Genomic DNA, 26,834 nt, shown 5'->3' with positions numbered 1-26,834 from the left:
ACAACTTAAATTTGACAAAATAAAATTTTTGTAATAACAATTTTCAGAAAAATATCATGAAATGCTTGACAAAAATTGTGAAATTAATCACAATGTAAGTGTAATGAATAAATCCTTGAAAATTTGAAGTGATGGAGGTTTTAAATATGAAAGCAGTTGTCGTAAATAAAGAAAGTACTGGTGTTGAAGTTGTAGAACATGAAATGCCAACAATCGGACATGGGGAAGCACTTGTCAAAGTGGACTGTTGTGGTGTGTGCCACACAGATTTACACGTAGCACATGGTGACTTTGGTGAAGTACCAGGTCGTATTTTAGGCCATGAAGGTATCGGTATTGTCGAAGAAATCGGTGAAGGTGTGACATCACTTAAAGTAGGCGATCGCGTATCTATCGCTTGGTTCTTTGAAGGCTGTGGTCACTGTGAATACTGTACAACGGGCCGTGAAACATTATGTCGTAGCGTTAAAAACGCAGGTTACAGTGTTGACGGTGGTATGAGTGAATATGCGGTTGTAACAGCAGACTACGCAGTTAAAGTACCAGACGGTTTAGATTCTGCTCAAGCATCATCTATTACATGTGCAGGTGTAACGACTTATAAAGCGATTAAAGAAGCAGGCGCAGCACCGGGTCAATGGATTGCGGTATACGGTGCAGGTGGTTTAGGTAACTTAGCCGTTCAATACGCGAAAAAAGTATTCAACGCACAAGTTGTTGCGATTGATATTAATGATGATAAATTACAATTAGCGAAAGAAGTCGGTGCTGACATTATCGTTAACGGTAAAGAAGTAGAAGACGTAGGTGCTTACATTCAAGAAAAAACAGGCGGTTGTCATGGTGTCGTTGTAACAGCGGTATCTAAAGTTGCATTCAACCAAGCAATCGACAGTGTGCGTGCAGGTGGTACTGTAGTAGCAGTAGGTTTACCATCTGAATATATGGACTTAAGTATCGTTAAAACAGTACTTGACGGTATTCGTGTTGTAGGTTCTTTAGTAGGTACACGTAAAGACTTAGAAGAAGCATTCGCATTTGGTGCACAAGGTCTTGTCGTACCAGTTGTTGAAAAAGTATCTGTTGACGATGCACCAAAAGTATTTGAAGAAATGGAAAAAGGTACAATTCAAGGACGTAAAGTACTCGACTTTTCTAAATAATAAACAACCATTACAATTGAAATAAATAGAAAAAGGACTTCGTTCTGACTGTAATCAGAGTGAAGTCCTTTTCGTTACATATATTGAATCATGACATAGTATATCAATTGTGCTTGTTCGATCGCTTTACGCATCACATCTTCAGGAATGGAAAATTGAATGAGTGCCACAAGCGCATTTTGTGTCATATGAATCCCAATCGCAATGCTGAGGCGTTTTGTATAAATATAAAAGGCTGAAAAGATAACGCCCATCACGAAGTACACCGCAAAATGTGTTAAATCCATATGTGCAACGGCAAAAATGGCAGAACTCACTGTTGTCGCAATGGCGAATTTCACAGCTTTATGTGTTTTCAGTGCGTTGTAAATGCCACCGAATAGCACTTTACGGAAGACAAATTCTTCGAGTAATGGTCCAACAATCGCAATTAACACAATCAATATTGGCATTTGACGTGCGATACGCATAATACGCAACGTGTTCTCACTTGCTGGGTTGACACCAAGAAAATATGTACTGAGTAAGTTTGTAATAATTTGTGCGATAAATACAATGACAAGACCGACTAATATCCACACGACGATATATCGCTTTTGTTCTTTCGGTTCTGTTTCAAAGCGATATGGATTTTTAATCAGTGGTTGCATCGCTAAAATAAGTATGGCAGCTGTCACAAATGCTACCACTTGAATATATGTCACTTGTCGCAGTTGTTCCGTTGCAGTTTGCGCGTCAATCCATCCGATATTGAGTGCAAGATTAGGTGAAAACAATGCTGTCATATACAGGACAACCGTTAAAATTGAAACAACAATTCGATTCATCCGTTAGAAACCTCCTTCTACTCCACACTCATTTTAAAGGATTCTGTCGTATTCAACAAACATTAAAAGCGTTCTGCTTGATATTTTGACCAAATTTGATTATTATTGGTCTTGTATTAGCACTTGATGTTGATAAGTGCTAAATAGCGTTTCAACATAAGGAGGCACAATCAAATGTTAAAACCATTAGGAAGCCGTATTGTTATAGAAAAGAAAGAACAAGAACAAACAACGAAAAGTGGTATTGTCTTAACAGATTCAGCGAAAGAAAGTTCAAACGAAGGTGAAGTTGTTGCAGTAGGACCAGGTCGTTTACTCGACAACGGTCAACGCGTCGCACCTGAAGTACAAGTAGGTGACCGTGTTGTATTCCAACAATATGCAGGCACAGAAGTAAAGCGCAATGATACGAAATATCTTGTATTAGATGCTGAAGACGTATTGGCAATTATTGAAGCATAAATGATAAAGCAAAACATACAATATAATGGAGTGAAAATAAATGGCGAAAGAACTTAAATTTTCAGAAGATGCACGCCAAGCGATGTTACGCGGCGTCGATCAACTAGCAAATGCTGTTAAAGTAACAATTGGGCCAAAAGGGCGCAATGTGGTATTAGATAAAGAATTTGGCGCACCATTAATTACTAATGACGGTGTAACCATTGCGAAAGAAATTGAACTTGAAGATCCATATGAAAACATGGGTGCCAAACTCGTTCAAGAAGTCGCAAATAAAACAAACGAAATTGCCGGTGATGGTACAACAACAGCGACTGTATTAGCACAAGCAATGATTCAAGAAGGACTTAAGAATGTCACAAGTGGTGCGAACCCAGTAGGTATCCGTCAAGGTATCGACAAAGCAGTTGCAGTGGCCGTGCAAGCATTACATGACATTTCTCAAAAAGTTGAGAATAAAGAAGAAATTGCCCAAGTCGGTGCGATTTCTGCAGCAAATGAAGAAGTCGGTCGCTACATTTCAGAAGCAATGGAAAAAGTAGGGAACGACGGTGTTATTTCAATTGAAGAATCAAATGGCTTCAACACAGAACTTGATGTTGTAGAAGGGATGCAATTTGATCGTGGTTACCAGTCACCATACATGGTAACAGATTCTGACAAAATGATTGCAGAATTAGAAAATCCGTATATTTTAATTACAGATAAAAAAATCTCATCATTCCAAGACATTTTACCGTTATTGGAACAAATCGTTCAATCAAGCCGTCCAATTTTAATTGTCGCTGATGAAGTAGAAGGCGATGCATTAACGAACCTTGTGCTTAACCGTATGCGTGGTACATTCACAGCAGTAGCAGTTAAAGCACCGGGATTTGGTGACCGTCGTAAAGCGATGTTAGAAGACTTAGCCATTTTAACAGGTGCACAAGTCATTACAGATGACCTTGGCTTAGACTTGAAAGAAACATCTATCGACATGCTTGGAACAGCAAGCAAAGTCGAAGTAACAAAAGATAACACAACAGTTGTTGACGGTAATGGAGACCCAACAAATATCGACGCACGTGTAAACCAATTAAAAGCACAAATCGACGAAACAGATTCAGACTTTGACCGTGAAAAACTTCAAGAACGCCTTGCGAAATTAGCAGGTGGCGTTGCCGTTATCAAAGTAGGTGCAGCGACTGAAACAGAATTGAAAGAACGTAAATTACGTATTGAAGACGCATTGAACTCAACACGTGCAGCAGTGGAAGAAGGTATTGTTGCAGGTGGTGGTACAGCATTGATGAACATCTACAAAGACATTGAAGCAATTGAAGCGGAAGGCGACATCGCAACAGGTGTTAACATCGTGTTGAAAGCATTACAAGCACCTGTACGTCAAATCGCTGAAAATGCGGGTCTTGAAGGTTCTGTGATCGTAGAACAAATGAAAAATGCAGAACAAGGTGTCGGTTACAATGCCGCAACAGATGAATGGGTTAACATGTTAGATGCAGGTATCGTAGACCCAACAAAAGTGACACGTTCAGCATTACAACATGCTGCGAGCGTTGCTGCAATGTTCTTAACAACTGAAGCGGTTGTCGCAAACATTCCAGAAGACAAAGGTAGCGACATGCCACCAATGGGCGGAATGCCAGGCATGATGTAGGCTGAGACAGTCTGAGAAACAAGTGAAATATCAAATGAATAAAGATAATTAAGAAGTGGTCTACTTTTTAATTAATGTATAAAAATATAACTACTTTCCATTGTAAATTAATTTTTATGGGAGGTAGTTTTTTTATGCTATTGAAATTTGCTATACTGGACTTTAATGAAGATAGAAATATTCAAAATTATTAGGTTATGCTTAAAGACTCTTTGAAGTTTTGTGATGAAAAAGAAATAAATTGAATCAAAATAATAAACCTGAAAATTAAGGTGGCGTATGCGATGGTAATGATATTAAGAACACTATTATTTCCCATTGACAATGGAATGGGTTCTGGGCTGAATGGCGATGGTTATTCGGCAGAGTATGATGTATGGACAGGAAAGGTTACATGGCGCCACGCCACTAAAGAAACAATTAGCAAGCAACAACAATTAACCTTTACACTGTTAATGGTTTCTTCTGTTTTATCCCCTTTAACGGTTGCAGGACTATTGATGTTAACGCGTTATTTTCCTATTTTAGATATAGATTTATCTTCTAAAATAGACCGATATGCGCCAATCATTCTCGGTATTGTTTTATTTCTGGCTTTTGAAGCTTTGATGCTTGCCATAAGAGTTCGTGATCCAATTGCTAAGGAAGAACCTAGTCTGGAGAGACAACACGATTATTTTGTAAACATGTTTGACTTTGCGATTAGAAAAAATATCGGAGGAGATCGCGTTAAGATTCCTTATTTAGGAACTTATTTAGCCACCACTGTTACGCTATTATGTGTACCATTATTTTACTACGAATATTTAAATCCAGAAGCGCTTTCCAATTACACATATGGTTATTTGTCAATTCTGATTCCAACGAGTTTTCTCGTATCTTTAATTCCCAATTTACTATGGAATCTTATCTTAAAACATATTATTTACATCAAACTCATACGTAAAACGAAAGAACTTCAAAATGAATAAAACAAATGATAATTTACCAATTGGCAGTGTTGTTCTGACAGAAACGGGAGAAATCCCTTTGATGATTGTCAATCGTGCCTATCTCTATGATGATAATGATGAGATGAGTTAAATATAGGCACCCGCAACTTTTCAAACACAGGAAGTTGTGGGTTTTTTCAGTTGTGGCAATAAGTGAGTCTCGCATATGTGTCATCATGATAATCTTTATTGACTTTTCTACTTTAAGTGATATGATATCTTTAAAACATACAATAATAGTCGGAATTAGAAAGGGGACCGTTTATGAAGAAAAATAGCTTATTGTTATTGATGCTCGTCTTATCGGTAGTATTGGTTGCATGTGGGAATGGGGAAAAAGACAAAAAAGAAATTACTGTCGCAACGTCGCCAGGACCTTATAGTGAATTATTTTTAAAAGGGATCAAACCTGAATTAGAAGACAAAGGCTATACGGTTAAAGATAAAAGTTTTTCTGAATTGCTACAAGCAGATGTTGCATTACAAGAAGGTAGTGTAGATGTGAACGTTGATCAACATAAAGCTTATATGGATACGTTTAATAAAGAAAGAGATGCAAAGCTAACGAATATCACTAAAATTCCAACCGTACCTGCACAAATTTTTTCAAATAGAAATGATGATCTTAATAGTGTAAAGCAAGGAGATACCATTGCAATACCACAAGATCCATCTAACACAGCAAGAGCATTAAGATTATTAGAAAAAGCTGGTTGGATTCAATTAGATGCAGATAAAAATGACATTAAAATTACTGAAAAAGATATTGCTGAAAACCCAAAAAACTTAAATATTAAAACAATGGATTCAGCAAATATTCCTAGAATTTTAGATGAAGTAGATTATGCTGTAATCCCGGGTTCTATTGTCTATGCTTCAAAGGTAGATCCTGCTAAAGGGTTATTAAAAGAAGACTTAGTTGATGATTTATATCTTCAAGTTGTTGTAAATAGTAAGAATAAAGATGAACAATGGGTAAAAGATATTAAAGAAGCATACCAATCAGAAGGCTTCAAAAAAGTATTAGATGAAGAAAATAAAGATGATTATTGGAAAGTGCCTTAGTCATATATAAGACCCACAACACACCAGTTTTGGTAAGTTGTGGGTCGATTTTTTAAGAACGATATTGATCGTAGTCGCCTGCGAACAAACTATTAATAAAAGCAATTGTATCTTTTGTCGCATGTGGATTATCCAGCATTTCTTTTAACGTATCTTTTGTATGATCAAAGAAACGAACGGGTGCGTATTGTCCACGTTTAATCATGTTTGTGTAACGGTTTAAAAAGATTGTCAGTAACGTTACTTTTCGTGAATGTGGAATTTGTGGATGTTTCATAATAAAGTCATACACAGCGATAAAGATTTTTACAGCGTCTCTCGGCGGTGTTTTTGAATTCGTAATTTTGATTTTGAAGAATATATTAAATACAAATCATGATTGAGAAAGCGTTTGAATAACGTACTTTTTAAAAAAATACTTCCATGTAATTCGTGTTTTTGTTAGTATTTAATTATAAACATTAAACATTGGAGGATTAAAATGACAGAATATTTACTATTATTAGGTGCTGAGCAGTTTTTGCGCGAAAGGTCTTATGCAGGTGGAAAAGCAGTAGAGGATTTTCAAGTATGGACAGCAATCAAAAATGCTAAATATCACTATAATGCTTATTTTGATTTTTGCTTAGATGCCGATCCGTTAAATTATGATGCGTTAAAAAAACAAATTGATGAATATAAGATAAAAGGCTATGAACCGAAAGCGATTGTGCCGCTCAATGATTGGACATTAAAAGTAGCCAATCAATTGAATGCAACATATGGATTGCCTTATTTAAAACAAGAAGTCGTTGAAGCGTGTCGTAGTAAATATGAAATGAAACGCTTATTTACACAGCATAGTGTTTCAACAGCGAAGTCTAAAAAATTTGAGAGTTTGGCACAATTAAAAACATTAGCCAAAGAATTTTCATTTCCAGTCATTATTAAACCTGTTGATTTTGGTGGTAGTGGCGGTGTCTATTTAGCAAATAATTTAGAGGAATGTTTAGATGCGTATGCACAATCTCAAAAAGTCATGGAGAAGTATGCGGACGCATTTAAAGTGTCGAAAAATGAATTTTTAATGGAAGAATATATTGAAAGTGATGATGAAGTATCTGTTGAAGTATTATGTGGCAAAGACTTTTATCAAGTCATCACAGTGACGGAAAAGTATTTGTCACCGAAACCATGGTTTACAGAGATGGGGCATGTTGTACCAAGCCACCGCTATAACGATATGCACATTAATAAATTAGCAATAGATGCATGTAAGGCGCTCGGCATTGATCGAGGTGTTGCACATGTTGAAATTAAAGTGAAAGCACAAGAATTATTTGTGATTGAGGCTGCTGCAAGACCGGGTGGCGATGCAATTATGGATTTAATTGAATCATCTTATGGTATCAATCCATATGAATTACATATTGCGATGTATTTAAACAATGAAATACAAGATGTCTATGAATTTAAACCAACACAAACATCTGCTATTGCGTTTTTAAAAGCGCCTTTAGGTGAAATCAAACAGATTAATTATCCAGATATTTCTGCAGATAAAGAGATTGTCCGTGTAAATCTCCTTAAAAAAGTAGGAGATATTGCAGGGAATCCTGAGAATTGGAGTAGTAGAGAAGGTATAGTGCAATTTACATTCTCACAACTGCCAACAACTAAAACATTCCGTCATATTGAGAAAAGTAAGCACTTAGCAGAACGTATCTTTAATTATGGAGAGTGAACGTATGACTAGGTATCTTATGATTACAGCATTGTATCGGTTCATTTGTGGTGGATTGATTCTACTCATTAACTGGGAATTAGCAGATCCCGAGTCGGCAACAGATTTAGCGATTGCGACAGTACTATCATTTGTGCCAGCCATTTTTACTCCCATCATTATTAATACGATATTTAAGAATTCATCGGGAAGTGCGTTGACTAAGTATGCTTTTCTATTAATCTTTGGTTTAGTATTCATCATGTCATTTTTATATACGGATACACCGTTATTAATTTTAAGCAACTTTATTTTATGGATTATTTTCTTTGTGTTAGAGACAAGTTTTGAATTTTGGTTTTCTGAACTTGTTGAAGGCAAAGATGAAACATATATTAATAAATATAGCTCGCTATCCATGACAGTGAACCAAGTTGCCTTAATGATAGGACCGTTATTTATCACATTACTTACAGGTTTTCTAAACCTACGCATTATTTTTATTTTATCAAGTGTGGCATATTTAGTGTTATTCCTGATGACAAAAGCGGTCGGAAATTCAAAAATGGCGACAGAAGAAACTTCAGGAAAAACGGAATCAGTTAAAATAGTCCATTATGTTATCGGTATGTTAATGTGGCCGATACTCGGGACAATCAATTTCATGCTACCCATTTATACTTCTTACTATCACAGAAAGATATATGAAGTTGCATTTTTAGATAGTATGTTAGGCATTGGTATGGCAGTCATCGGTATGTTGCTTAGCAAGTTTTTATCGCATAAATGGGGGATTGTATTTCTGTTAATGAGTCTTACAATACCGTTATTGTGGTACGTCTTTGATGAAGTGCTGTTGATACGCTTGTTATTGATGTTATTGTTTGGTATTGCTTTTGGTGGCGCGAGAATTATGTTTAGAAAAATCATCGTTGTACAATATGCAAGTCATACCGTGAAGAAAATCTATTCAATCGGTAATGCATTCGGACTACCAGTGCTTGCTATTAGTATTTATTTAGGAATGATAGATATTGCTTACGTTTGGCTAGCGCCATTCTTGCTCTTAATTATTTTATTACTATTACTGAATGCTAATCATAAACACATCAAAGCTTAAAAAAACGACCCACAACGTCTCATAAGTCTGAGCGTTATGGGTCGTTTCGCTTTATTACGAACGGTATTGATCATAGTCACCTGCGAACAAACTGTTAATAAAAGCAATCGTATCTTTTGTCGCATGTGGATTATCCAGCATTTCTTTTAACGTATCTTTTGTATGATCAAAGAAACGAACGGGTGCGTATTGTCCACGTTTAATCATGTTTGTGTAACGGTTTAAAAAGATTGTCAGTAACGTTACTTTTCGTGAATGTGGAATTTGTGGATGTTTCATAATAAAGTCATACACAGCGATATAGATTTTTACAGCATCTCTCGGCGGTGTCTTTGAATGATGTGTCAATGCGACTTCATCTTGTTGCTCGTAGAAATAATAGTCTTTTTCGTTACCGAGTACTGTAATGCCATTTACGACACTATATGCTTGCATTAAGAACCAGTTGTCTTCACGGACTTTAATACCAGCAGGGAAGCGAATGTTGTTGGCTTCAATAATGTCACGTTTAATTAACTTGCTAATAACGTTTAACGTATTAAATAATTTTGTATTTTCAAATTGTAAGTTACCAATTGTTTGAGGAAATGAAAATGCAGAACGGCTAATTGGTCTCGTACTGTTTTCTCCTCTAAAATATGGTAAACAAATCATTTCATCTCCGTATTGATCTGCAGCTGCCAACGCATCTTCTAATGAATGTTCTGTAATATAGTCATCGGAGTCGATAAATAATACCCATTCGCCTGTCGCTACATCTAATGCTTTATTTCGCGGAATGGATGCACCACCTGAATTCGTTTCACTTTCAAGAATTACTAAGTGTGGGATTTTGTCCACAAATGTTTTAACGACATCGACTGAGCTATCCGTTGAGCAGTCATCAGAAACAATCACTTCTACTTGATTGAGATCAAATGTTTGATTTTGGATTTTTTGTAATAAGCGTCCTATCGTTTTTTCGCGATTGTACAATGGAACAATAATAGATACTTTCTTAGTCATAAGTCACCTAGATTCATTCATTATTTTTCTTGAGTCTTAACAATAGTTGTCATATTTATTTCTATTGTCACATATAAATTATATGTGTATAACCACTTTTGATATTAGCATACATAGGGTATGAAGTGAAGTGCTCGTCTCTCTTTTTGTTTTTATAAAATAATAAAAGGTGAAAAATTGTTTTTACGTATGATACGGACTGTAATGTTATTTTCTTGGTTGTTTATACCATTTCTTTAAAAATTGATATAAAACATCTGTAAATTGTTCAAGTTCGGATTGTTTCAGTTTTTCATTCGTACCATGTGCTTCATCAAGTTTACCTGGGCCGTATAGAATGGTTGGTATACCGAAATATGCCGTCCAACCGCCGTCGGTTACAGTGGTACTCATGGTTGTTTGGAGTGGTTGTTTATGAATGGAATGGTGTGCATCTTGGAGTAGTTTGAAACCGGGATGATGTTCTGGAAGTGTAAAGCTTGGGAATATTTCACCTTGATCTTCAATCATAGATGACCCGCCCCAACGATATTGTAACGGATGATGTTGTAACCAAAGATCACTGCGCGCCACTTGGTCCAAATAATTTTCAATTTCTTGTATGACAGTCTCGTAATCTTCATCAGGTAAATAATGTACTGTAATCCATAATTCGCATTTGTCGGCTATAAAGGCAGGGTGTCGACCGCCTTGAATAACGGCCGGATTAATCGTATTCGCGCCAGCCGGCATGCCCGGATACGATTTCGTGACAGCCCAATGGCGTTCTAACTCTTGTAAAGCTTGGATGACTTTCATCATTTTTTCAATGGCACTCGCACCGTGACGTCCACCACCTGCATGAATGATGTGACTTCTGGCACCATCATGAATGGTTTCATCACTTTCAATCGTAATCCAACCAGTAATGACACCGCCTTGACCCATAGCAATGGCATCGCTCGTGTCTAAGACAAGGGCAAGGTCTGCTTGTGGCGAATGTTCACAGGCGATTTTTGTGCCTGCTTCGCCAACTTCTTCACCTGCAACGATTTGAACGATAATGTCGCCCTTAGGTTGCATCCCTTCATTATGAAGTTGTTCTAACGTATAAATGAGTGCGGAGATACCGCCTTTCATGTCTGCTACGCCACGACCGTAACAATACTCGTCTTTAATGACCAATTCAAAAGGATTCGTATGCCAATAACGTGTGTCTTCAACTTCGGCGACATCAATATGTCCGTTTAAAATTAATTTCGGTGCGTCCGCATCACGTCCTTTTAACGTTGCGACAATAATACTGTCGTTATCGTAAAAAGGAATTTGTGTGACGTCAAAGCCGATTGCACATAACCATTGTTGGATTTGATTTTGGAGTGGAACGGTATTACGTGCTGGTGGGCTAACAGTCGGATGTGCAATCAATGTTTCCAATATTTCAGTATGTCGGTCATTCATGCCAACGTCCTCCTTCAAGTGTAAGTAAATATTTTTTACGATGAATACCACTATTGAAACCACCGAGACGGCCATCTTTTCGCAAGACACGATGACAAGGAACGATAATTGATAGGGGATTCAGTCCAATGGCAGATGCGACAGCGCGGACACTTTTCGGTTTGCCAATCGCCGTAGCAATCGTACTATACGTCACTTGCTCCCCATAGCCTAGTTGTTTCAAAGCATGCCACACACTTTGTTGAAAAGGTGTCCCAATGACATAGTCAACAGGTGTTTTAAACTGCTGACACGTTCCATGAAAATAGGCTTCAAGTTCGTTGGCAATTTGATGAATGATAGGGTGTGTCAAAATTTGTGTCAGCGTACCAAGGTGCTCGAATTTTGCCCAAGCTGTATCGTAATCTTTTGAGTCAGTAAACGACAAACTTAAAAGCGCATGATCATTCACGATAGCTGTCATGCGTCCTAATGGTGTTTCAATATGTTGATAATAAAAGTACATGTTGTTCTAGCTCCTCTGTGCAAGTTGTAAAGTATGAGAAAAAGAGACAGACGATTGTTGATGGCAAACGCTGTCTCTCGTGGTTTAATTAGTTTTGTAAATCTTGAATACCTTGTGCAATTTTTTCAAAAACATGTGGAATATCGTCTTTTTCAATGCAGCTAAATGCGATACGAATATCTGTATCATTTAGTGCGACGATACCGATTGAATACTGTTCAATCAAGTGTTTACGTAATGTCTCAGCGTTAACCTCTTTCACGCGTAGTGCCATGAAATAACCTGAGTTAAAGTCGTAAGGTTGCCATAATGCTTGATAATCTTCTTTATATACAAGTTCTTTTGTCACTTGATAACGTGCTTCTAGTGTCTCAATGTTCGCTTGAATATCTTTGTTGAATTGTTCTGGGTTTTCAAGAACATAACGAACGGCAGATTGTGACGGTGTTGAACCGTTTGAGTTGTTACTACGGATTAACCCCTTCACTTTCGCTTCAACGACTTGTTGAGATGTTGCATCTGATAAGCCGAATGTGATAAATCCGACACGGAAGCCCCAAGCGAAAAACTCTTTCGTTGCGCCGTCTAAACGGATTGGTAAAATACGTGGGTTATTCACATTTGTTAAAGCTGTAAAAATAGATTGTTTGTACACATTTTCATAAAATAGTCCAAAATAAGCATCATCGACGACGGTTACAACATTCACACCACGTTTTGCAAGGGCATCAATGGCCTCGACAATCGTATGCACTTCGTCTGCTGTCGGTGTGTAACCAGTTGGGTTGTTCGGATAGTTTAAAATAAGAATGATTTTGTCTTGTTGTACGGCATTTAATGTATCGACCAAACCTTGCGTCGTATAATGACCATTTTCATCAAAGATTGGATATTTTTGAATGTCTGCTTGATGACGGACACCATAAACGAGGTTGTAGTTACCCCATGTATGGGCAGGTAATAACACCGTGTCGCCCGGGTTGACGAACATATCGCCAACAAGTGATAAACCATGTGTTAAGGCGTTTGTCACGATCGGACGTGTCACTTGATCTGCTTTTAAATCAGGATTGTCACTGAGTACTTTGTTGAGCCATAAATCACGCAAAGCTTCTAAACCTTGTGGTGCTGCATAAGCAAAAACGTCTTCAGGAGAAAGATGGTTAAAGACATCGTATAAAGCATCTGCATACATCATGCCATCACGGTTCGTTGCCATACCAATCGTTGCATTGTAGTCTGCTGATTTCGCTTCTGCTGATTGTGTTAAGATGCCTTTTGGATAGTACATGTTTTTACCTAAATCAGACATCATATCGAGTAAGTTAGGGTTTTGTTCGTTCAGTTGTTCGTTGAGATTGAGTGCTAATGGGTTCATAAAATCCGCCTCACTTCTAAAATTGAAATATAACTCTATCATACCGTGAATTCTGTGAAAGTTAAAGAAAGCATATGAAAAAAATGAAAATAGCATTATGCGTCATGCACATATTTTGTTATGATACAGGAAGTGACAACATATCGAGGTGAATCATATGAAACATTTAACGAAAATTTTTGTTATCATCGCATCAATTATTTTTGTTGTCGGAATGGTTTTTCAAGTGCAAGGGGAAGAGTCGTCAGCGATTAAGTTATTTGTGGCAACGATTCTTTTTATGCTCTGTGCCTTTATTAGTCGTCATAACGATCAAAAGAAATGATAAAAACATCTAATAAGCTCATTTTGTATATAACATCTATATACAAAGTGGGCTTTTATCATTGTAATAGCAAGTTTTTAAAAAGTAACTTTACATATAAGTATATAGTGTGTATACTCAATATATACAGTTGGACGAAGGGGGGACATACGTGAAAATCTTACTGCAAAATAATAGTCCATCACCGATTTATGAACAAATTAAGCAGCAGATTAAAGAACAAATTTTACGTGGAACATTACCAGTCGGTGCACATTTACCGTCAATGCGAGAGTTGGCAAAAAATTTAGGTGTCAGCGTGATTACGACGAAACGTGCCTATGAAGATCTTGAAAAAGATGGCTATTTAACTTCAATTCGTGGAAAAGGTACGTTTGTCAAAGAGCAAGACACATCCATTTTGAAAGAAAAGCAATTTATCATCATCGAAGAACTGACACAAGCACTTGTAAAAGAATCGAAAACAATAGGGATGTCATTGTCGGAACTTCAAGACATCGTCAAGATGCTATATGAGGAGGAATTGTAATGGCACAAAATGCAATTGAACTACAACATGTAAGCTATGAAACGAAACATTTTACGCTAGAAGACATCCATTTTGATGTACCTACTGGTTATGTCACAGGCTTTGTTGGCGCGAACGGTTCAGGGAAAAGCACTACGATTCGCTTAATTATGGATTTATTACAACCGACATCAGGCGAGATTAAATTGTTTGGTCAACCGATGAAAGCTGATCCAGTCGGCATTAAAGATAGAATCGGATTCGTTTATTCAGAGTTATATTTGAATGAAAGATGGACGATTAAGAAGGCTGAAAAGTTAATCGCACCTTTTTATTCCAAATGGGATCACGAGTGCTTTATGAACTATTTAACACGTTTCGGTTTACCGTATCGTCAAAAAATCCGTGAATTTTCGACCGGAATGAAAATGAAGTTGTCGTTAGCGATTGCCTTAAGTCATCATGCGGAGTTGTTTATTTTTGATGAACCGACAGCAGGATTAGATCCAGTCGTGCGTAACGAAGTGTTGGATATTATTCAAGAAGAACTGTTAGACGAACAAAAGTCTGTTATTTTTTCAACGCATATTCTTTCAGATTTAGAGCGTATTGCCGATTACATCGTTCATTTGCAAGATGGACAGATTATCGTCAACGAAGCGAAAGATACGTTATTAGACACGCATCGCTTAGTTCGAGGAGATAGTGCCGACTTAGACGCTGAATTGAGACAATTACTTATTCACTGTGCTGAAAAAGATGGCATGTATCAAGGGATGACAAAACATGCACAGACATTCCATGAATTGTTTGGGCAACGTGTAACGATTTCACCAATGACGATTGAAGAGATTATGGTGCATTATGAGCATCATAAAAAGGGTGTGATACATCATGATGACACTGCTGAAGCGTAATCTTGACTTAAGTGATGAATCACTACTTACAAGATGTGTATTATATATGGCTTTGATTCTTTTGTTTACATGTGCATATATTTGGTATCCACAACAGTTTTTAATTTTTGTGTTAGTATATTTAGGATTGTTATCAGTTGTACCTACTTATTTAAATGCGTATTTAAATCGAAATAAATCATACATGACATTTCGTAGTTTACCAACGAGTGACCGTAAGCTATTAGCAAGCTTCAATTTATCTGTCTGGCTTATTTGTGGCACGCAAATAATAAGTATTGCCATTTTGTGGTGCATTGTACCGTTTTCAATGGTGTTTGAAATTTTAGTAACACTATTAAGCTTAACTTTTCTAATTGCGACATTGTGCATTAAAACATTTTTAGATGAAGCGGCTAACAAATGGATGACTTACGGTATTAGTTACTTTTTATATTTATTCTTTGAGTGCTTCATTATCGGACCATTATCAAATGGTGTCGACTTATATTGGTTCCGTGTGATCCCATGGATTTTACTCATTGTGTCACTGCTTAGCTTTGTCATGAAAACATGGGTACGCTACCGCCGTATTGGTCAGAATAAAATCAAATTGTAATGATATGCGTTTCAGCAAAAAGATAAAGGTCAGGGGGGCATAATATGTTTAACTTAATAAAAAGAAATTTATATTTGCATAAAATGACTATCATCATTTATATGATGCTTTTGTTCGTGTTGCCCATTTACAACTATTTCAAAGAAGATTATGAAGTTTGGTTCACACCGATTTTCATCATTATTTTTATCATTGGAATCATTGATGCTGCACATGCTTATCGGATATTCAAACATTTTGGTCACGATGAGGCGTATCTATTTCATCATAGTTTACCAGTTTCCAAACAACAACTACTCAACGCCCATTACATAACGGTGATCTTGTTAACAGTGTTCAGTGCAATTGTGATTTTCTCTTATAATCATCAAGATTTCATCAGTTTTAACAATATAAAACTGGATTTTATTTGGATATTTTTAGCATCGAATTTATTTATATTTATGATATATTTTCCAACATCAACAGAACAATCACGTAATCGACGTGACGCGATGATTGTGTACATTATTGGAATGATGTTTGCAATACCGTTTTTTATCGCAATGTGTGCCGTTTTAATCGGGCTATTTGTCTTTCATAATCCAAACCAATTCGCACATTATCATTTTGATGTGTATTACTTTGTCGTGAGTGTTTTAACAGCGATCGGGACATATATCTATCATTCAATTCGGAATCAACGTGCTTAGGAGGCGTAACAATGGAATTAAAACAAATTTCAAAAAAATATGGGAATCATACAGTGATTGATAAAGTTGACTTTGCTTTTAATGAGAGTCATATTGTAGGGCTTATCGGTAAAAACGGTGTGGGTAAGACGACACTCATGAAAATTATGAACGGGAATATCGTGAACTACTCAGGTGAAGTGAACGTTGCGCCAGAAGATGCGATTGGTTATTTAATCGAGCATCCAAAGTTATATGACAATAAAACGGGCTTATACAACTTAAAATTATTTGCACGTGTATTAGGGAAAGGATATGACAAAGCGTATACAGAAAATATTATTCGCGCATTTGGCATGGAATCTTATGTGAATAAAAAAGTTAAAAAGTATTCCATGGGTATGAAACAAAAACTTGCCATTGCCGTATCACTTATGAATAAACCGAAGTATTTAATTTTAGATGAACCAACAAATGGCATGGACCCAGACGGTTCTATTGATGTCTTGAAAACAATTGAGAAATTAGTGAAAGAATTGGATATGAAAATTTTAATATCCAGTCATAAATTAGAAGATATTGAATTAATTTGTGACCGAGCCGTCTTTTTACGTGACGGAAAGTTTGTGCAAGACGTTAATTTAACAGGTGAACAACCGTCAGAACAAACAATGATTCAAGTGGCTGTTGAAGATTTTGAAGTTGCTTGTGATTATTTAACAACACATTTTAAAGTCCTTCAAACACAAAAAGAAGCGGGAGAGATTGTTGTCAATCTGCAACAAAACTATCAACCGCTATTAAAAGGACTAGCGGCACATCACATTTATCCGAAATATATTGAAACGCATAAAGTAACGTTAAGAGATACGTACTTTAATATTAACCAACGAGGTGACAAATAATGAATCCTTTACAATTAGTGAAATTTGATATATTGAGCATTTTAAAAAGTCCATTAACATATATTGCGATTTTATTAGGTGCTTTACCTGTGACAGTTGTAGTAGGTATAGTCGTTGCGAACGGCGATGAGGTTGATCCGAACATGATTGTTACTTTTGAAAAATGGTTCTTTTCTATTATTGGGTTATTGTTTGTCGTTAAGACGTTAACGCGAGATAGCAGTCAAGGGACAATCCAGCTATACCTCAACAATCAGCGTAACCGTATCAACTATTTAATTACCAAAACATGCTCTATTCTGTTTGTGAGTGTATTTATTACAGGCGTTGTATTATTAGTTGCGTATGTTGTACAGTGGACGACGAAAGGTGGAAACTTAGAAGGTAAAACACCGTGGCTCCTGCTAATATTTTATGTCATGTTATTTTTAATCTATGGTTTATTATTGTTTATGATTAACTTAGTCGTACAAAAGGCAGCATTCGTATATACACTCGGTATGTTTTTGTTATTATTTATCCCAATGGTGTCACCATTTGTACCACTCATTCCACAAATTGGACCAAAAATTATGGAAGCATTGAATTACATCCCAATTGGCTATTTAACACAAAAAACATTGGGTGATGATTTCACTTTTACGACGTCACAATGGCTCATCAATGCGGGTTCAATGATTGTATTATTGGCAGGTAACGCCTTGCTGATTACTAAAAAAGATATTTAAAGGTTAGCAACAACACTTCTGCTTCCACTTTCAGAGGTGTTGTTTTTTTATGCCTGTATTTAAGCGTGCAATCTATTTAGGTTGTGCGTTTTTTTATCGCTTAACGCTATCTTTACTGTTCTAAAAAATATAATGCTAATTTGTGACAATCTGAGCGTAAGCGTTTACAAAATCAAAACTTTGAATTAGAATACTTGTATACAAGTTGGGGTGATGAAATATGGAGTTTCCAAAACAATGGCAACAACAGATGTCAAAAGGGGAATGGATTGCGGCATGCTTACGTTTGAATATGATGAATGGCGAGTATGAGTCGCAACAAGTCATTACTGAAAATCAAATTGCGAAACAGTTCAATGTGAGTCGCTCGCCCGTTCGAGATGCTTTTAAAATTTTGAGTCAAGATCGACTCATTCAGCTTGAACGCATGGGGGCGGAAGTATTACCTTTTGATGAAACGAAACAACAAGAGATGACGGATATGCGGTTGATGATTGAAACGTTTGCTTTTACAAAGGTCATTCAGCGAGAGGATTTGCCGTCGATTGTACATGCCATGTATCAAGCATTAGAGATGATGAAAGTCAGCGTGAAGTTTAAAGATCCTGTAAGTTTTACAGAACATGACATTGCGTTTCACGAATTAATGGTTAATGCGTGTGAACATAGTTATTTGACACATTTATGGATGCAAATGAAGCCATTGATGCTGTGTCTTGTTTATATCGGGATGTTGCGACGTATGAATGAAGACATTGAAGATTTTAACCGCATTATACATAATCATCAAAAGTTTGTTGAAGCGATTGAACAAAAAGATCGTGGCTTGATGTATGAAGCATTTCGTCTGAACTTTAGTGATTTGAACAATGACATTGGCGCATTTTGGTCTGATCAAGCGAAGTAAGGAGAGAAAGAACATGACAGAGTATATGATCGGTATCGATATAGGAACGACGAGTACGAAAGCGGTGCTCTATGATGAACAAGGGGCAGTGATTGATAAGGCGCAACAAGAATACAAGATGTTCACACCGACAATTGATACGTCTGAAGAAGATCCGGATGTCTTGTTTGATGCTGTCGTTGGTACGTTACAAGGTGTGATTAGAAATCAGCGTGTGCAGCCCGAACAAATTTCATTTATTGCATTCAGTGCGCAAATGCACAGTTTGATTTTAGTCGATCAAGAAGGGAATCCGCTGACGAATAGTATTACATGGGCGGACAACCGTGCACGTTATGCCGTTGAAGATTTGAAAAATAACTATCAAGGGCAACAAATATATGAACGAACTGGGACACCGATTCATGCGATGTCACCGTTATGTAAAATGTGGTGGCTAAAAAATGATGAACCGGAACTTTACAACCGTGCGGCACGTTTTGTCGATATTAAGTCGTATGTAATTTATCGTTTGACTGGTGAGTGGGTGATGGACGAATCTATCGCTTCAGCAACGGGACTTTACAACTTGGAAGCACGCGATTGGGATCGTGATGTGTTGGCGTTACTAGAACTGACTCCAGAACAATTACCGAAGCTCGTTTCAACAGGCTACATTTGCCAGCCGATGGATGCACAACATGCTGAACAAATCGGTGTGCATACGACAACACCGTTAGTTATCGGTGCGAGCGACGGCGTGTTATCGAACCTTGGTGTGAACAGTTATCGACCGGGGGAAGTCGCTGTAACAATTGGAACGTCAGGGGCGATACGAACGGTTGTAGATCGTCCACTTACTGACAGCAAAGGACGCATTTTCTGCTATGTACTAGATGATGACCATTATGTTATCGGTGGGCCTGTCAACAATGGTGGTGTTGTACTGCGTTGGCTACGCGATGAACTGCTCGCAAGTGAAGTAGAAACAGCGAAGCGACTCGGTATGGATAGTTATGACGTGATGACACGTATTGCGGAAAAAGTTGCCCCGGGTGCACAAGGGTTAATGTTCCATCCTTATTTAGCGGGAGAACGTGCACCACTTTGGACATCTGATGCGAGAGGTTCATTTATCGGCTTAACATTAGCACATAAGAAAGAACATATGATTCGTGCTGTGTTAGAAGGCGTCTTGTTCAATTTATATACAGTGTATTTAGCATTGATTGAGGTAATGGGAGACATTCCATCTAAAATTCATGCGACAGGTGGCTTTTCTAAAAGTGCATTGTGGCGACAAATGATGGCAGACATTTTCGACTGTGTGTTGGAAGTGCCAGAAAGCTATGAAAGTTCATGCTTAGGTGCATGCGCTATTGGTAGCCAAGCGATTGGTAAGCATGGCAGCTACGACATGATTGCAGACTGGGTTGGTAAAACACATGCCCATCAACCAAATCAAGATTACGTTCAGCGCTATCAAGAACTAGCGTCCATCTTTATTCAAGTGAGTCGCAGTTTAATGTCATCGTATAGTTCGTTAGCACAATTTCAAAGAAAACATTATAAAGTAGAAGAATAGAGGGATCATTATGGTACATGATTTATGGCCGATTATCAGTGTTGTATTAGGTATTTTAGTATTACTTGTATTAATTATGGCGTTTAAGTTAAATACGTTTGTGTCGTTGATTGTGACAGCAATCGTGACAGGACTTTTCCTAGGTATGCCATTTGATAGTATTATTAAAACGATTGAAACCGGTATGGGCGGGACACTTGGACATATCGCATTGATTTTTGGACTCGGTGCAATGCTCGGTAAGTTACTTGCAGACGGTGGCGGTGCAACACAAATTGCCGACACATTGATCAAACGACTTGGTGAACGTTACGTGCAATGGGCGATGGTTATCGCATCATTCATTATCGGTATCGCACTCTTTTTTGAAGTTGGACTTGTGCTGTTAATTCCACTCGTCTTTACCATTGCGAAACGCATGAACATGTCTCAATTAAAAATTGGTTTGCCGATGGTGACAGCATTATCTGTTACACATGGCTTTTTACCACCGCATCCTGGTCCGGTTGTCATTGCGTCAGAGTTAAACGCAAATATTGGAGAAGTCTTATTATACGGTTTCATTATCGCGATTCCAGTCACTTTAATTGCAGGGCCATTATTTGTTAAAGTCGCACCAAAATTAGCACCTACAGCATTTCATCGTGAAGGCGATATTTCATCATTGGGTGCAACCAAAACGTTTGAAAAAGAAGCATTACCAAGCTTTGCGTTAAGTACATTTACAGCATTATTACCAGTTATTTTGATGTTATTTGCGACAGTATGGCAATTAGTCACAGGTCATACAGATGGTGCAACGAATGCATTTGAAAGCTTTATTTACTTTATTGGAACAGCCGGCACAGCGATGTTAATAGCTGTACTCTTTGCGATTTTCAGTATGGGATTAATGCGTGGCATTCCGATGAAAGAGGTTATGGATACATTATCACAAGCGATCTATCCAATCGGTATGATGCTCTTAATTATTGGTGGTGGCGGTGCTTTCAAGCAAATATTAATCGACGGTGGTGTTGGTAAAAGTATTGAAACATTCTTTACAGATGCACATATTTCGCCATTATTATTAGCTTGGCTTGTAGCTGCAGTGCTTCGTTTAGCATTAGGTTCAGCGACAGTGGCAGCCATTTCAACAACAGGTATTGTATTACCATTACTTCAAACAGCAGATGTGAATTTGGCACTCGTCGTATTAGCGATTGGTGCGGGTAGTGTCTTCTGTTCTCACGTGAACGATGCCGGCTTCTGGATGTTTAAAGAATACTTTGGCTTAACAATCAAAGAAACATTCTTAACATGGTCATTAGTAGAAACAATTATTTCTGTGAGCGGTCTCGTATTTGTTTACTTCTTAAGTTTATTTGTATAAGGATTTTAATAAAGGCTGGACAGCACCATAAAAGTGTTGTTCGGCTTTTTTATACAAATTAGAGCGATTATAACAGCTTATTTAACTTTCGTGTTATAAATTGGCAGTAATATGACATTTACAATACAAATGTGTCATAGATATTCTAATTTTAGTTGATAGTTATTATAATTAAAATTAACTTTCAATTAAAAATATAGGTGCGTACAATGGATAAAATTACTTTTTTGAATGAATTAGAATATCAATTAGATAAGTTGCCGAAAGACAAAATAGATGTAGTCATGAATACATATGAAAATCATTTTTACAATGAGAATAAAAAAGGCTTTACAGACAAAGAGATTGTTCGGGCACTCGATTCACCCAAACAAATCGCTAAACAAAAATATGCGAAATATGCATTGAAAAATGCTGAGACAAAACCAAACTTTTCGCATATCATTCATGCCGTTCTTGCTACAATCGGTGTAAGTATTATTAATTTCTGTTTTATACTCATTCCCGTACTTATTATTCTCATCATTACGTTGGCAGCTACTTTTGTCTCGCTCGGCATGATACTCGCACCACTCATTGTTTTTATTTGGAACATTTGGGCAGGCATGCAAAATTTTTCATTAAGTAATTACTTATTCAGTTTTGCGTATCTCGGATTAGGCACGATGTTTTTAGTTGCTATTATTAAGTTTTTAACCACATTACGTCATATATTGCTACGTTATATGAAATGGAATATGAATTTCATCAAAAAAGGAATTATGTAAAAATGAAGAAACTATTTATATTGGGTATGAGTTGTTTTATCGTTTTTTTCGTTTTAGGTACGCTCGTCTGGTTTTTTATTGAACAACGTGATGCCAAAGTTGCAGAGGTCGATCAAACATTTAATAAAGATGATATTAATCAACTGGTTGTAAATACAGATGTTGTCAATGTGACGTTTAAAGCCGGACAACAGTTTCACGTGCATTACAAAGGGGCAGATAAGTTGAATGTCACGCGTCAAGGAAAGACTCTACAAATTATGGAACGTCTGCATTCTAAAAGAAAAATGTTAAACTTAAATCCATTCGTCACGAATAAAGAATGTTTGGTTGTTGCGATACCGCCAAACTATTTGAAAAACCTAAGTGTCACGACGCAGATTGCGAATATTGATATGAAAGGGATTCAATTAGATAATGTCATGTTATGGAATGATATGAACGGCGAATTGAATATAAATGATTGCCAGTTTAAAAACGCACAAATAAAAGGGGAAGAAACACTCGTTAATATTCGTGAAAGTCAATTTGCCAAAAGTGATATTTACGTTGAAAGAGGATTGATTAATACGCAGAAATTCAACGTACAGCAAAGTCTTTTTAAAGTAGATGAAGGGGACATGCGTCTTTTGAAAATGGCACCCCAATGTAACTTGAAAGGGGTTGTGAACCAAGGCGATATTGAAATGTCTTATGCGCAACCGCCACAACATGTGCGTTTAATGTTAAGTCCAACCAATGGAGACGCAACGATACAGTCCCCACATTTGAAGCAAGGTTTAAACGGTCAGGCGAAGCATCAAGTAGAACTTTATACAAACGATGGCGATATTGTCATTCGATAATATAAAAACAGCCTTAAAATGCTAGAGAATATGCGCATTTTAGGCTGTTTCTTTATGGCTGTCCATCTTCTGTGGTGGATAGATAATTAAAAGTACCTAGTTTTATTTATATAAAGTTAATGTGAGGCAAAGTGAATGTCTGTGTCTAGCTGGCCATGTAATGTTGTGTAATGAATCGGTTCACCCGCTAACCATGCCCCAAAGTTAAAGGCAACAGGATTTTGATTTTCACCTAATGTAATCCAAGCGGTTAAAGTCGTAGGATCATACATCGACGTATGAATTGTACCACTCCAGCTTTTAAACAATTTACTATAAATGTCGTGTGCTGGATCGTTAAAGCGTTTAAAAATATCAAATTTATCCGGTGTCGCTTGTGCAATTTGTGCTTCCATGCGTGCAAGGCGTTCTGTAGATTCTTTCGTATAATTTCGATTTTCATGCGTCAAAAGTTTAAAATGATTCGTACACGTTTGGTCATAGCGAATGTCGATACCACGTGGCGAAACTTCAATAATGGCATGTGCTCCCGTTGCATCTAGCACAATATAACTAAACGAACTACGATGTGGAATATTTTTCAACAAAGCAATCGCCTCATCGACATTCCGACAATACTCCAAAATAAGGCGGCCTACCATATAACAAACGAAACCATTCGCTGGTTTTTTACGATGCATGAAGTTGTACGCCATCACAAGTCCATGCTCATTCATCCCATCCATACGCCCTGTTGTACGTGACATCGGACCAATTTGTGCATAGCCACCATCAGTCGGTTGAAAAAGTTGATAGCGACCATCATACGTCGCAGGATGATAATCATAGTTGCGCACAAGGTAGTGATCGCCAACAAATACACTGCAACCACTATCAGGCAGTGATGTAAAGCGATAGTGAGCAAAATTTAAAATTGCTTGTCGTGTTGGAATATTTAAAACATCTTGTAAACCACGAATTTCGTCCCAAATGTGTGGGGCGAATTGTTGAAAGATTGCATACGTTTCTTGAATGTCGATATCGAAACGTGGTACACGCTTGCGCCATTCCTTCTCTCGATTTTTGAGCATTTCCGTCTGTTGAAGCCAAGTGCCGACAGCAACTCCGTAGTCGTAATGTGAGCCTCTAAAAGTTAAAATGTCTGATTGGACGTTTTGCATATTTCGACACCCTTTCTGCAATAAAATATACATAATTTGTTACGTTGTTGTAACGCACGGTTAATGGTTTTATGACGTAACATGACTATAATAAGTATATCATCAAAAACGGCAATAAATAAAAATGGAGTGTGAATAGATGGGTCAAGCATTAATAAAATTTAAAAATTGGTTTTATCGAAACTTTACATCATAAAACAAATAAAATATATGTACGAGAATTGCTGTCTATAATAGGTGGTGCACTTAGTAAGTGGTGATTGTGTGTCATCTATAGATGGATGGGCAGAACACAGTATAAATAAAAAATAGTTATGTGATCAATCTATCACTAGCTGTGGAAGTCTTTGATGTTAGGTGTAATATGAATGGATATAATGCGACTGACATTGTCTGGTTGCCTTGTGTCAAAGATAATCGAAATCATTGTTTTTTCAATTTCATGATATTCAGGCTTTTCAGATGAGTACGTATAGAAAATAACGATTTGCTTATCCTGAATATGTGCGCGTTGCACAACTTCAAAATTCCATTGTAAATGCGCGTCAGCTTCAACTTGTTTCATGCGCTTATGAAGCATGTCAATAACCACTGACTTATTGAGTGCCACTGGAACCCCACAATCATTAAAATAGTATGCTGCCACTTGATCATCTACCATATTCGTGACACCTTCAATGTCATGGTTTTTCCAATAATTGAGCAATGAAATGTATGGCATGCAATTTACCTCTTTCCTAAAATTATTTAACCATAATGTACCATATTTATATGAATTATTGAATATTTTTGGGTTACTTTGTTCGTGTTCCGGGTATTTATTTAAAGATACGCATTATATATGATATGATAATGGTGTATATATTTTGTAAACAGAGGTGATTTTAGATGTGGAACTTTATTAAAGGATTATTCAAGTTTATCTTCGCATTAACATTCTTCACAACATTAGCGGTTGGTGTTGGTGCCGCAGTATTAGCGTATGTTTTCAAGAAAGATTTTGAAGAAATTGAAAGCAAAACAAAAGAAATCGTATCAGATATTGAAAATAACTTAGGTTAAGATGAGGGACTGAAGTAGAATCCGTGTATTCTATGACAGTCCTTTTCATTAGATAATGGAGGAGGGACAGATATGGCAACGAAAGGTTACATAGGGTCTTATACAAAAAAGAATGGTAAAGGGATTTATCGTTTTGAATTAGATGAACAAACTGGAAAAATAACAACCGTAGAAACAGGATTTGAATTAAACGCATCAACGTATCTGAGCCAATTTAAAGATACATTACTAGCAGTTACAAAAGATGATCAAAATGCGGGCTTAGCGACATTTAAAATTAAAGATGATAGCACTTTAGAAGAGACGGGACACTGTTTGAAATCACTTAAAGGTTCAGGTTGTTATGTTTCTGTATCACCGGATGGTGCTTTTGCGTTTGAAGCGGTATATGGCGATGGTCTGGCACGAATTTATGAATTTGATGCAGACAAACACCAAATCGTTAAATTAATTGAAGAAGTGTATCACGAATACACACCGGGACCGAATGTGGCAAGACAAGACGCACCACATGTACATTATTTAGAAGTGACGCCTGAACAAAAATATGTCGTAGCTGTCGATTTAGGTGCAGACTTACTCGTAACATATCACTACGGCAATCAAGGGTTAGATGTCGCATACCGTACACAGTTACAACCGGGAGACGGTCCACGTCATATCGCTTATCACAAAACAGGTCGCTATGCGTACGTTGTGAACGAATTGTCAAACACAGTAGTCGTTATGGACTATGAAGATGGTCGTTTTACAGAACGTGAACGTCACTTAACGATACCGAAAGACTACTTACAACCAACGAAGCTAGCAGCGGTACATTTATCACATGACCAACAATTTTTGTATATTTCAAATAGAGGTCATGATAGTATTGCGATTTTTAAAGTTTTAGACGATGGCGCAAAACTAGAATTAGTCGATATTGTATCGTCTGGAGATGTTTTCCCACGTGACTTCAACATTACAGCGTCAGATGACTACCTCGTTGTTGCGCATGAACAAGGCGACTCCAAAGTTGTTGTATTCAAACGTGATAAAGTAACAGGTTTATTAACACAAACAGATGATAGCCAACAAGCAGCTGAAGGCGTTTGTGTGAAATTTCTAGAAGATTAATCATACGTAGCCATGGAAGGTGTAATCACACATCATGTTCCGTGGCTTTTTTAGATTTATTGTTAGTGTT

30 protein-coding genes are annotated in these 26,834 nt (G+C 37.1%); 22 read left to right on the top strand and 8 right to left on the bottom strand.

Annotated elements, in window-relative coordinates:
* Positions 1-146 precede the first annotated feature (146 nt).
* Positions 147-1,163 (top strand): alcohol dehydrogenase AdhP, encoded by a 1,017-nt coding sequence (adhP, locus tag TP70_RS07415; RefSeq protein WP_044360676.1) that lies wholly within the window; start codon positions 147-149, stop codon positions 1,161-1,163.
* A gap of 74 nt (positions 1,164-1,237) precedes the next feature.
* Here the strand turns inward: adhP and mroQ are convergent, their stop codons facing one another.
* Positions 1,238-1,990, bottom strand: coding sequence for an intramembrane glutamic endopeptidase MroQ (mroQ, locus tag TP70_RS07410; protein WP_044360675.1), 753 nt, complete (start codon positions 1,988-1,990; stop codon positions 1,238-1,240).
* A gap of 174 nt (positions 1,991-2,164) precedes the next feature.
* On the opposite strand from mroQ, the gene groES reads away from it, so the two are divergent.
* From groES to TP70_RS07390, 5 genes are all read left to right on the top strand, one after another.
* Positions 2,165-2,452, top strand: coding sequence for a co-chaperone GroES (gene groES, locus TP70_RS07405; RefSeq protein WP_044360674.1), 288 nt, complete (start codon positions 2,165-2,167; stop codon positions 2,450-2,452).
* A 40-nt stretch (positions 2,453-2,492) separates the two neighbouring features.
* Positions 2,493-4,112: a chaperonin GroEL gene (gene groL, locus TP70_RS07400; protein WP_044360673.1), complete on the top strand. Its 1,620-nt coding sequence runs from the start codon at positions 2,493-2,495 to the stop codon at positions 4,110-4,112.
* A 284-nt stretch (positions 4,113-4,396) separates the two neighbouring features.
* A complete protein-coding gene (locus tag TP70_RS07395) occupies positions 4,397-5,083 on the top strand; it encodes a hypothetical protein (RefSeq protein WP_044360672.1) in 687 nt (228 codons plus the stop codon).
* Complete coding sequence (locus TP70_RS12720) at positions 5,076-5,195, top strand: DUF4176 domain-containing protein (protein ID WP_218018516.1); 120 nt, start codon at positions 5,076-5,078, stop codon at positions 5,193-5,195. Before TP70_RS07395 ends, TP70_RS12720 begins: the two co-directional genes overlap by 8 nt.
* A gap of 173 nt (positions 5,196-5,368) precedes the next feature.
* Positions 5,369-6,169, top strand: coding sequence for a MetQ/NlpA family ABC transporter substrate-binding protein (locus TP70_RS07390; RefSeq protein WP_044360671.1), 801 nt, complete (start codon positions 5,369-5,371; stop codon positions 6,167-6,169).
* A gap of 52 nt (positions 6,170-6,221) precedes the next feature.
* Here the strand turns inward: TP70_RS07390 and TP70_RS07385 are convergent, their stop codons facing one another.
* A complete protein-coding gene (locus tag TP70_RS07385; protein WP_103369421.1) occupies positions 6,222-6,446 on the bottom strand; it encodes a hypothetical protein in 225 nt (74 codons plus the stop codon).
* Between the two features lie 204 nt (positions 6,447-6,650).
* Between TP70_RS07385 and TP70_RS07380 the strand changes: the two genes are divergently transcribed.
* Both TP70_RS07380 and TP70_RS07375 read left to right on the top strand, forming a co-directional pair.
* The gene (locus tag TP70_RS07380; protein WP_044360669.1) at positions 6,651-7,892 is read left to right on the top strand and encodes an ATP-grasp domain-containing protein; all 1,242 of its coding nucleotides are present in this window, start codon (positions 6,651-6,653) and stop codon (positions 7,890-7,892) included.
* Positions 7,893-7,896: 4 nt separating this feature from the next.
* Positions 7,897-8,991 carry a hypothetical protein gene (locus tag TP70_RS07375; protein WP_044360668.1) on the top strand — a complete coding sequence of 365 codons (1,095 nt, stop codon included), beginning with the start codon at positions 7,897-7,899 and terminating at the stop codon, positions 8,989-8,991.
* Between the two features lie 54 nt (positions 8,992-9,045).
* On the opposite strand, the gene TP70_RS07370 is transcribed toward TP70_RS07375, so the two are convergent.
* The 4 genes from TP70_RS07370 to TP70_RS07355 all read right to left on the bottom strand — a co-directional run bounded on the left by TP70_RS07370 (position 9,046) and on the right by TP70_RS07355 (position 13,319).
* A complete protein-coding gene (locus TP70_RS07370; protein ID WP_240626964.1) occupies positions 9,046-9,996 on the bottom strand; it encodes a glycosyltransferase family 2 protein in 951 nt (316 codons plus the stop codon).
* 207 nt (positions 9,997-10,203) lie between these two features.
* Complete coding sequence (locus TP70_RS07365; RefSeq protein WP_044360667.1) at positions 10,204-11,436, bottom strand: acetylornithine deacetylase; 1,233 nt, start codon at positions 11,434-11,436, stop codon at positions 10,204-10,206.
* Positions 11,429-11,941, bottom strand: coding sequence for a methylated-DNA--[protein]-cysteine S-methyltransferase (locus tag TP70_RS07360; RefSeq protein ID WP_044360666.1), 513 nt, complete (start codon positions 11,939-11,941; stop codon positions 11,429-11,431). Before TP70_RS07360 ends, TP70_RS07365 begins: the two co-directional genes overlap by 8 nt.
* Positions 11,942-12,029: 88 nt before the next feature.
* Positions 12,030-13,319: an aminotransferase class I/II-fold pyridoxal phosphate-dependent enzyme gene (locus TP70_RS07355; protein WP_044360665.1), complete on the bottom strand. Its 1,290-nt coding sequence runs from the start codon at positions 13,317-13,319 to the stop codon at positions 12,030-12,032.
* Positions 13,320-13,476: 157 nt separating this feature from the next.
* Between TP70_RS07355 and TP70_RS12400 the strand changes: the two genes are divergently transcribed.
* The 12 genes from TP70_RS12400 (at position 13,477) to TP70_RS07295 (ending at position 23,426) form a co-directional block, all read left to right on the top strand.
* Positions 13,477-13,644, top strand: coding sequence for an SE1626 family protein (locus TP70_RS12400; RefSeq protein ID WP_044360664.1), 168 nt, complete (start codon positions 13,477-13,479; stop codon positions 13,642-13,644).
* A 151-nt stretch (positions 13,645-13,795) separates the two neighbouring features.
* Positions 13,796-14,173, top strand: coding sequence for a PSM export ABC transporter transcriptional regulator PmtR (gene pmtR, locus TP70_RS07345; protein ID WP_044360663.1), 378 nt, complete (start codon positions 13,796-13,798; stop codon positions 14,171-14,173).
* Positions 14,173-15,069 carry a phenol-soluble modulin export ABC transporter ATP-binding protein PmtA gene (pmtA, locus tag TP70_RS07340; protein WP_044360662.1) on the top strand — a complete coding sequence of 299 codons (897 nt, stop codon included), beginning with the start codon at positions 14,173-14,175 and terminating at the stop codon, positions 15,067-15,069. The genes pmtR and pmtA overlap by 1 nt, the downstream gene beginning before the upstream one ends.
* Positions 15,070-15,115: 46 nt before the next feature.
* Positions 15,116-15,667, top strand: a complete 552-nt coding sequence (locus tag TP70_RS07335; RefSeq protein ID WP_142382273.1) for a hypothetical protein — start codon at positions 15,116-15,118, stop codon at positions 15,665-15,667.
* 44 nt (positions 15,668-15,711) lie between these two features.
* Positions 15,712-16,359, top strand: coding sequence for a phenol-soluble modulin export ABC transporter permease subunit PmtB (gene pmtB / locus TP70_RS07330; protein ID WP_044360660.1), 648 nt, complete (start codon positions 15,712-15,714; stop codon positions 16,357-16,359).
* 11 nt (positions 16,360-16,370) lie between these two features.
* Positions 16,371-17,243 (top strand): phenol-soluble modulin export ABC transporter ATP-binding protein PmtC, encoded by an 873-nt coding sequence (gene pmtC / locus TP70_RS07325; protein WP_044360658.1) that lies wholly within the window; start codon positions 16,371-16,373, stop codon positions 17,241-17,243.
* Complete coding sequence (pmtD, locus tag TP70_RS07320; protein ID WP_044360657.1) at positions 17,243-17,971, top strand: phenol-soluble modulin export ABC transporter permease subunit PmtD; 729 nt, start codon at positions 17,243-17,245, stop codon at positions 17,969-17,971. The genes pmtC and pmtD overlap by 1 nt, the downstream gene beginning before the upstream one ends.
* A gap of 220 nt (positions 17,972-18,191) precedes the next feature.
* Positions 18,192-18,878, top strand: a complete 687-nt coding sequence (locus TP70_RS07315; protein WP_044360656.1) for a GntR family transcriptional regulator — start codon at positions 18,192-18,194, stop codon at positions 18,876-18,878.
* Between the two features lie 13 nt (positions 18,879-18,891).
* Positions 18,892-20,442 carry a gluconokinase gene (gntK, locus tag TP70_RS07310; RefSeq protein ID WP_044360655.1) on the top strand — a complete coding sequence of 517 codons (1,551 nt, stop codon included), beginning with the start codon at positions 18,892-18,894 and terminating at the stop codon, positions 20,440-20,442.
* Positions 20,443-20,452: 10 nt separating this feature from the next.
* On the top strand, positions 20,453-21,814 hold the full coding sequence (locus TP70_RS07305) for a gluconate:H+ symporter (RefSeq protein ID WP_044360654.1): 1,362 nt from the start codon (positions 20,453-20,455) through the stop codon (positions 21,812-21,814).
* Between the two features lie 209 nt (positions 21,815-22,023).
* The gene (locus TP70_RS07300) at positions 22,024-22,581 is read left to right on the top strand and encodes an HAAS signaling domain-containing protein (protein ID WP_044360653.1); all 558 of its coding nucleotides are present in this window, start codon (positions 22,024-22,026) and stop codon (positions 22,579-22,581) included.
* Between the two features lie 2 nt (positions 22,582-22,583).
* Entirely contained in the window at positions 22,584-23,426 is an 843-nt protein-coding gene (locus tag TP70_RS07295) for a DUF4097 family beta strand repeat-containing protein (RefSeq protein ID WP_044360652.1), read from the top strand.
* A gap of 116 nt (positions 23,427-23,542) precedes the next feature.
* Here the strand turns inward: TP70_RS07295 and TP70_RS07290 are convergent, their stop codons facing one another.
* Positions 23,543-24,586 (bottom strand): C45 family autoproteolytic acyltransferase/hydolase, encoded by a 1,044-nt coding sequence (locus TP70_RS07290; RefSeq protein WP_044360651.1) that lies wholly within the window; start codon positions 24,584-24,586, stop codon positions 23,543-23,545.
* Positions 24,587-24,917: 331 nt separating this feature from the next.
* Positions 24,918-25,307, bottom strand: a complete 390-nt coding sequence (locus TP70_RS07285; RefSeq protein WP_044360650.1) for a hypothetical protein — start codon at positions 25,305-25,307, stop codon at positions 24,918-24,920.
* Positions 25,308-25,474: 167 nt separating this feature from the next.
* On the opposite strand from TP70_RS07285, the gene TP70_RS12395 reads away from it, so the two are divergent.
* Together TP70_RS12395 and pglS are read left to right on the top strand one after the other, a co-directional pair.
* On the top strand, positions 25,475-25,648 hold the full coding sequence (locus TP70_RS12395) for a hypothetical protein (RefSeq protein ID WP_169743614.1): 174 nt from the start codon (positions 25,475-25,477) through the stop codon (positions 25,646-25,648).
* 72 nt (positions 25,649-25,720) lie between these two features.
* Positions 25,721-26,764 carry a 6-phosphogluconolactonase gene (gene pglS / locus TP70_RS07280; RefSeq protein WP_044360649.1) on the top strand — a complete coding sequence of 348 codons (1,044 nt, stop codon included), beginning with the start codon at positions 25,721-25,723 and terminating at the stop codon, positions 26,762-26,764.
* Positions 26,765-26,834: the final 70 nt, after the last annotated feature.

This window comes from Staphylococcus microti, from assembly GCF_000934465.1.
Taxonomy (GTDB): Bacteria; Bacillota; Bacilli; order Staphylococcales; family Staphylococcaceae; genus Staphylococcus; species Staphylococcus microti.
The sequence above is the reverse complement of the archived record's forward strand: the minus strand, read 5'-3'. Positions and strand labels throughout refer to the sequence as shown.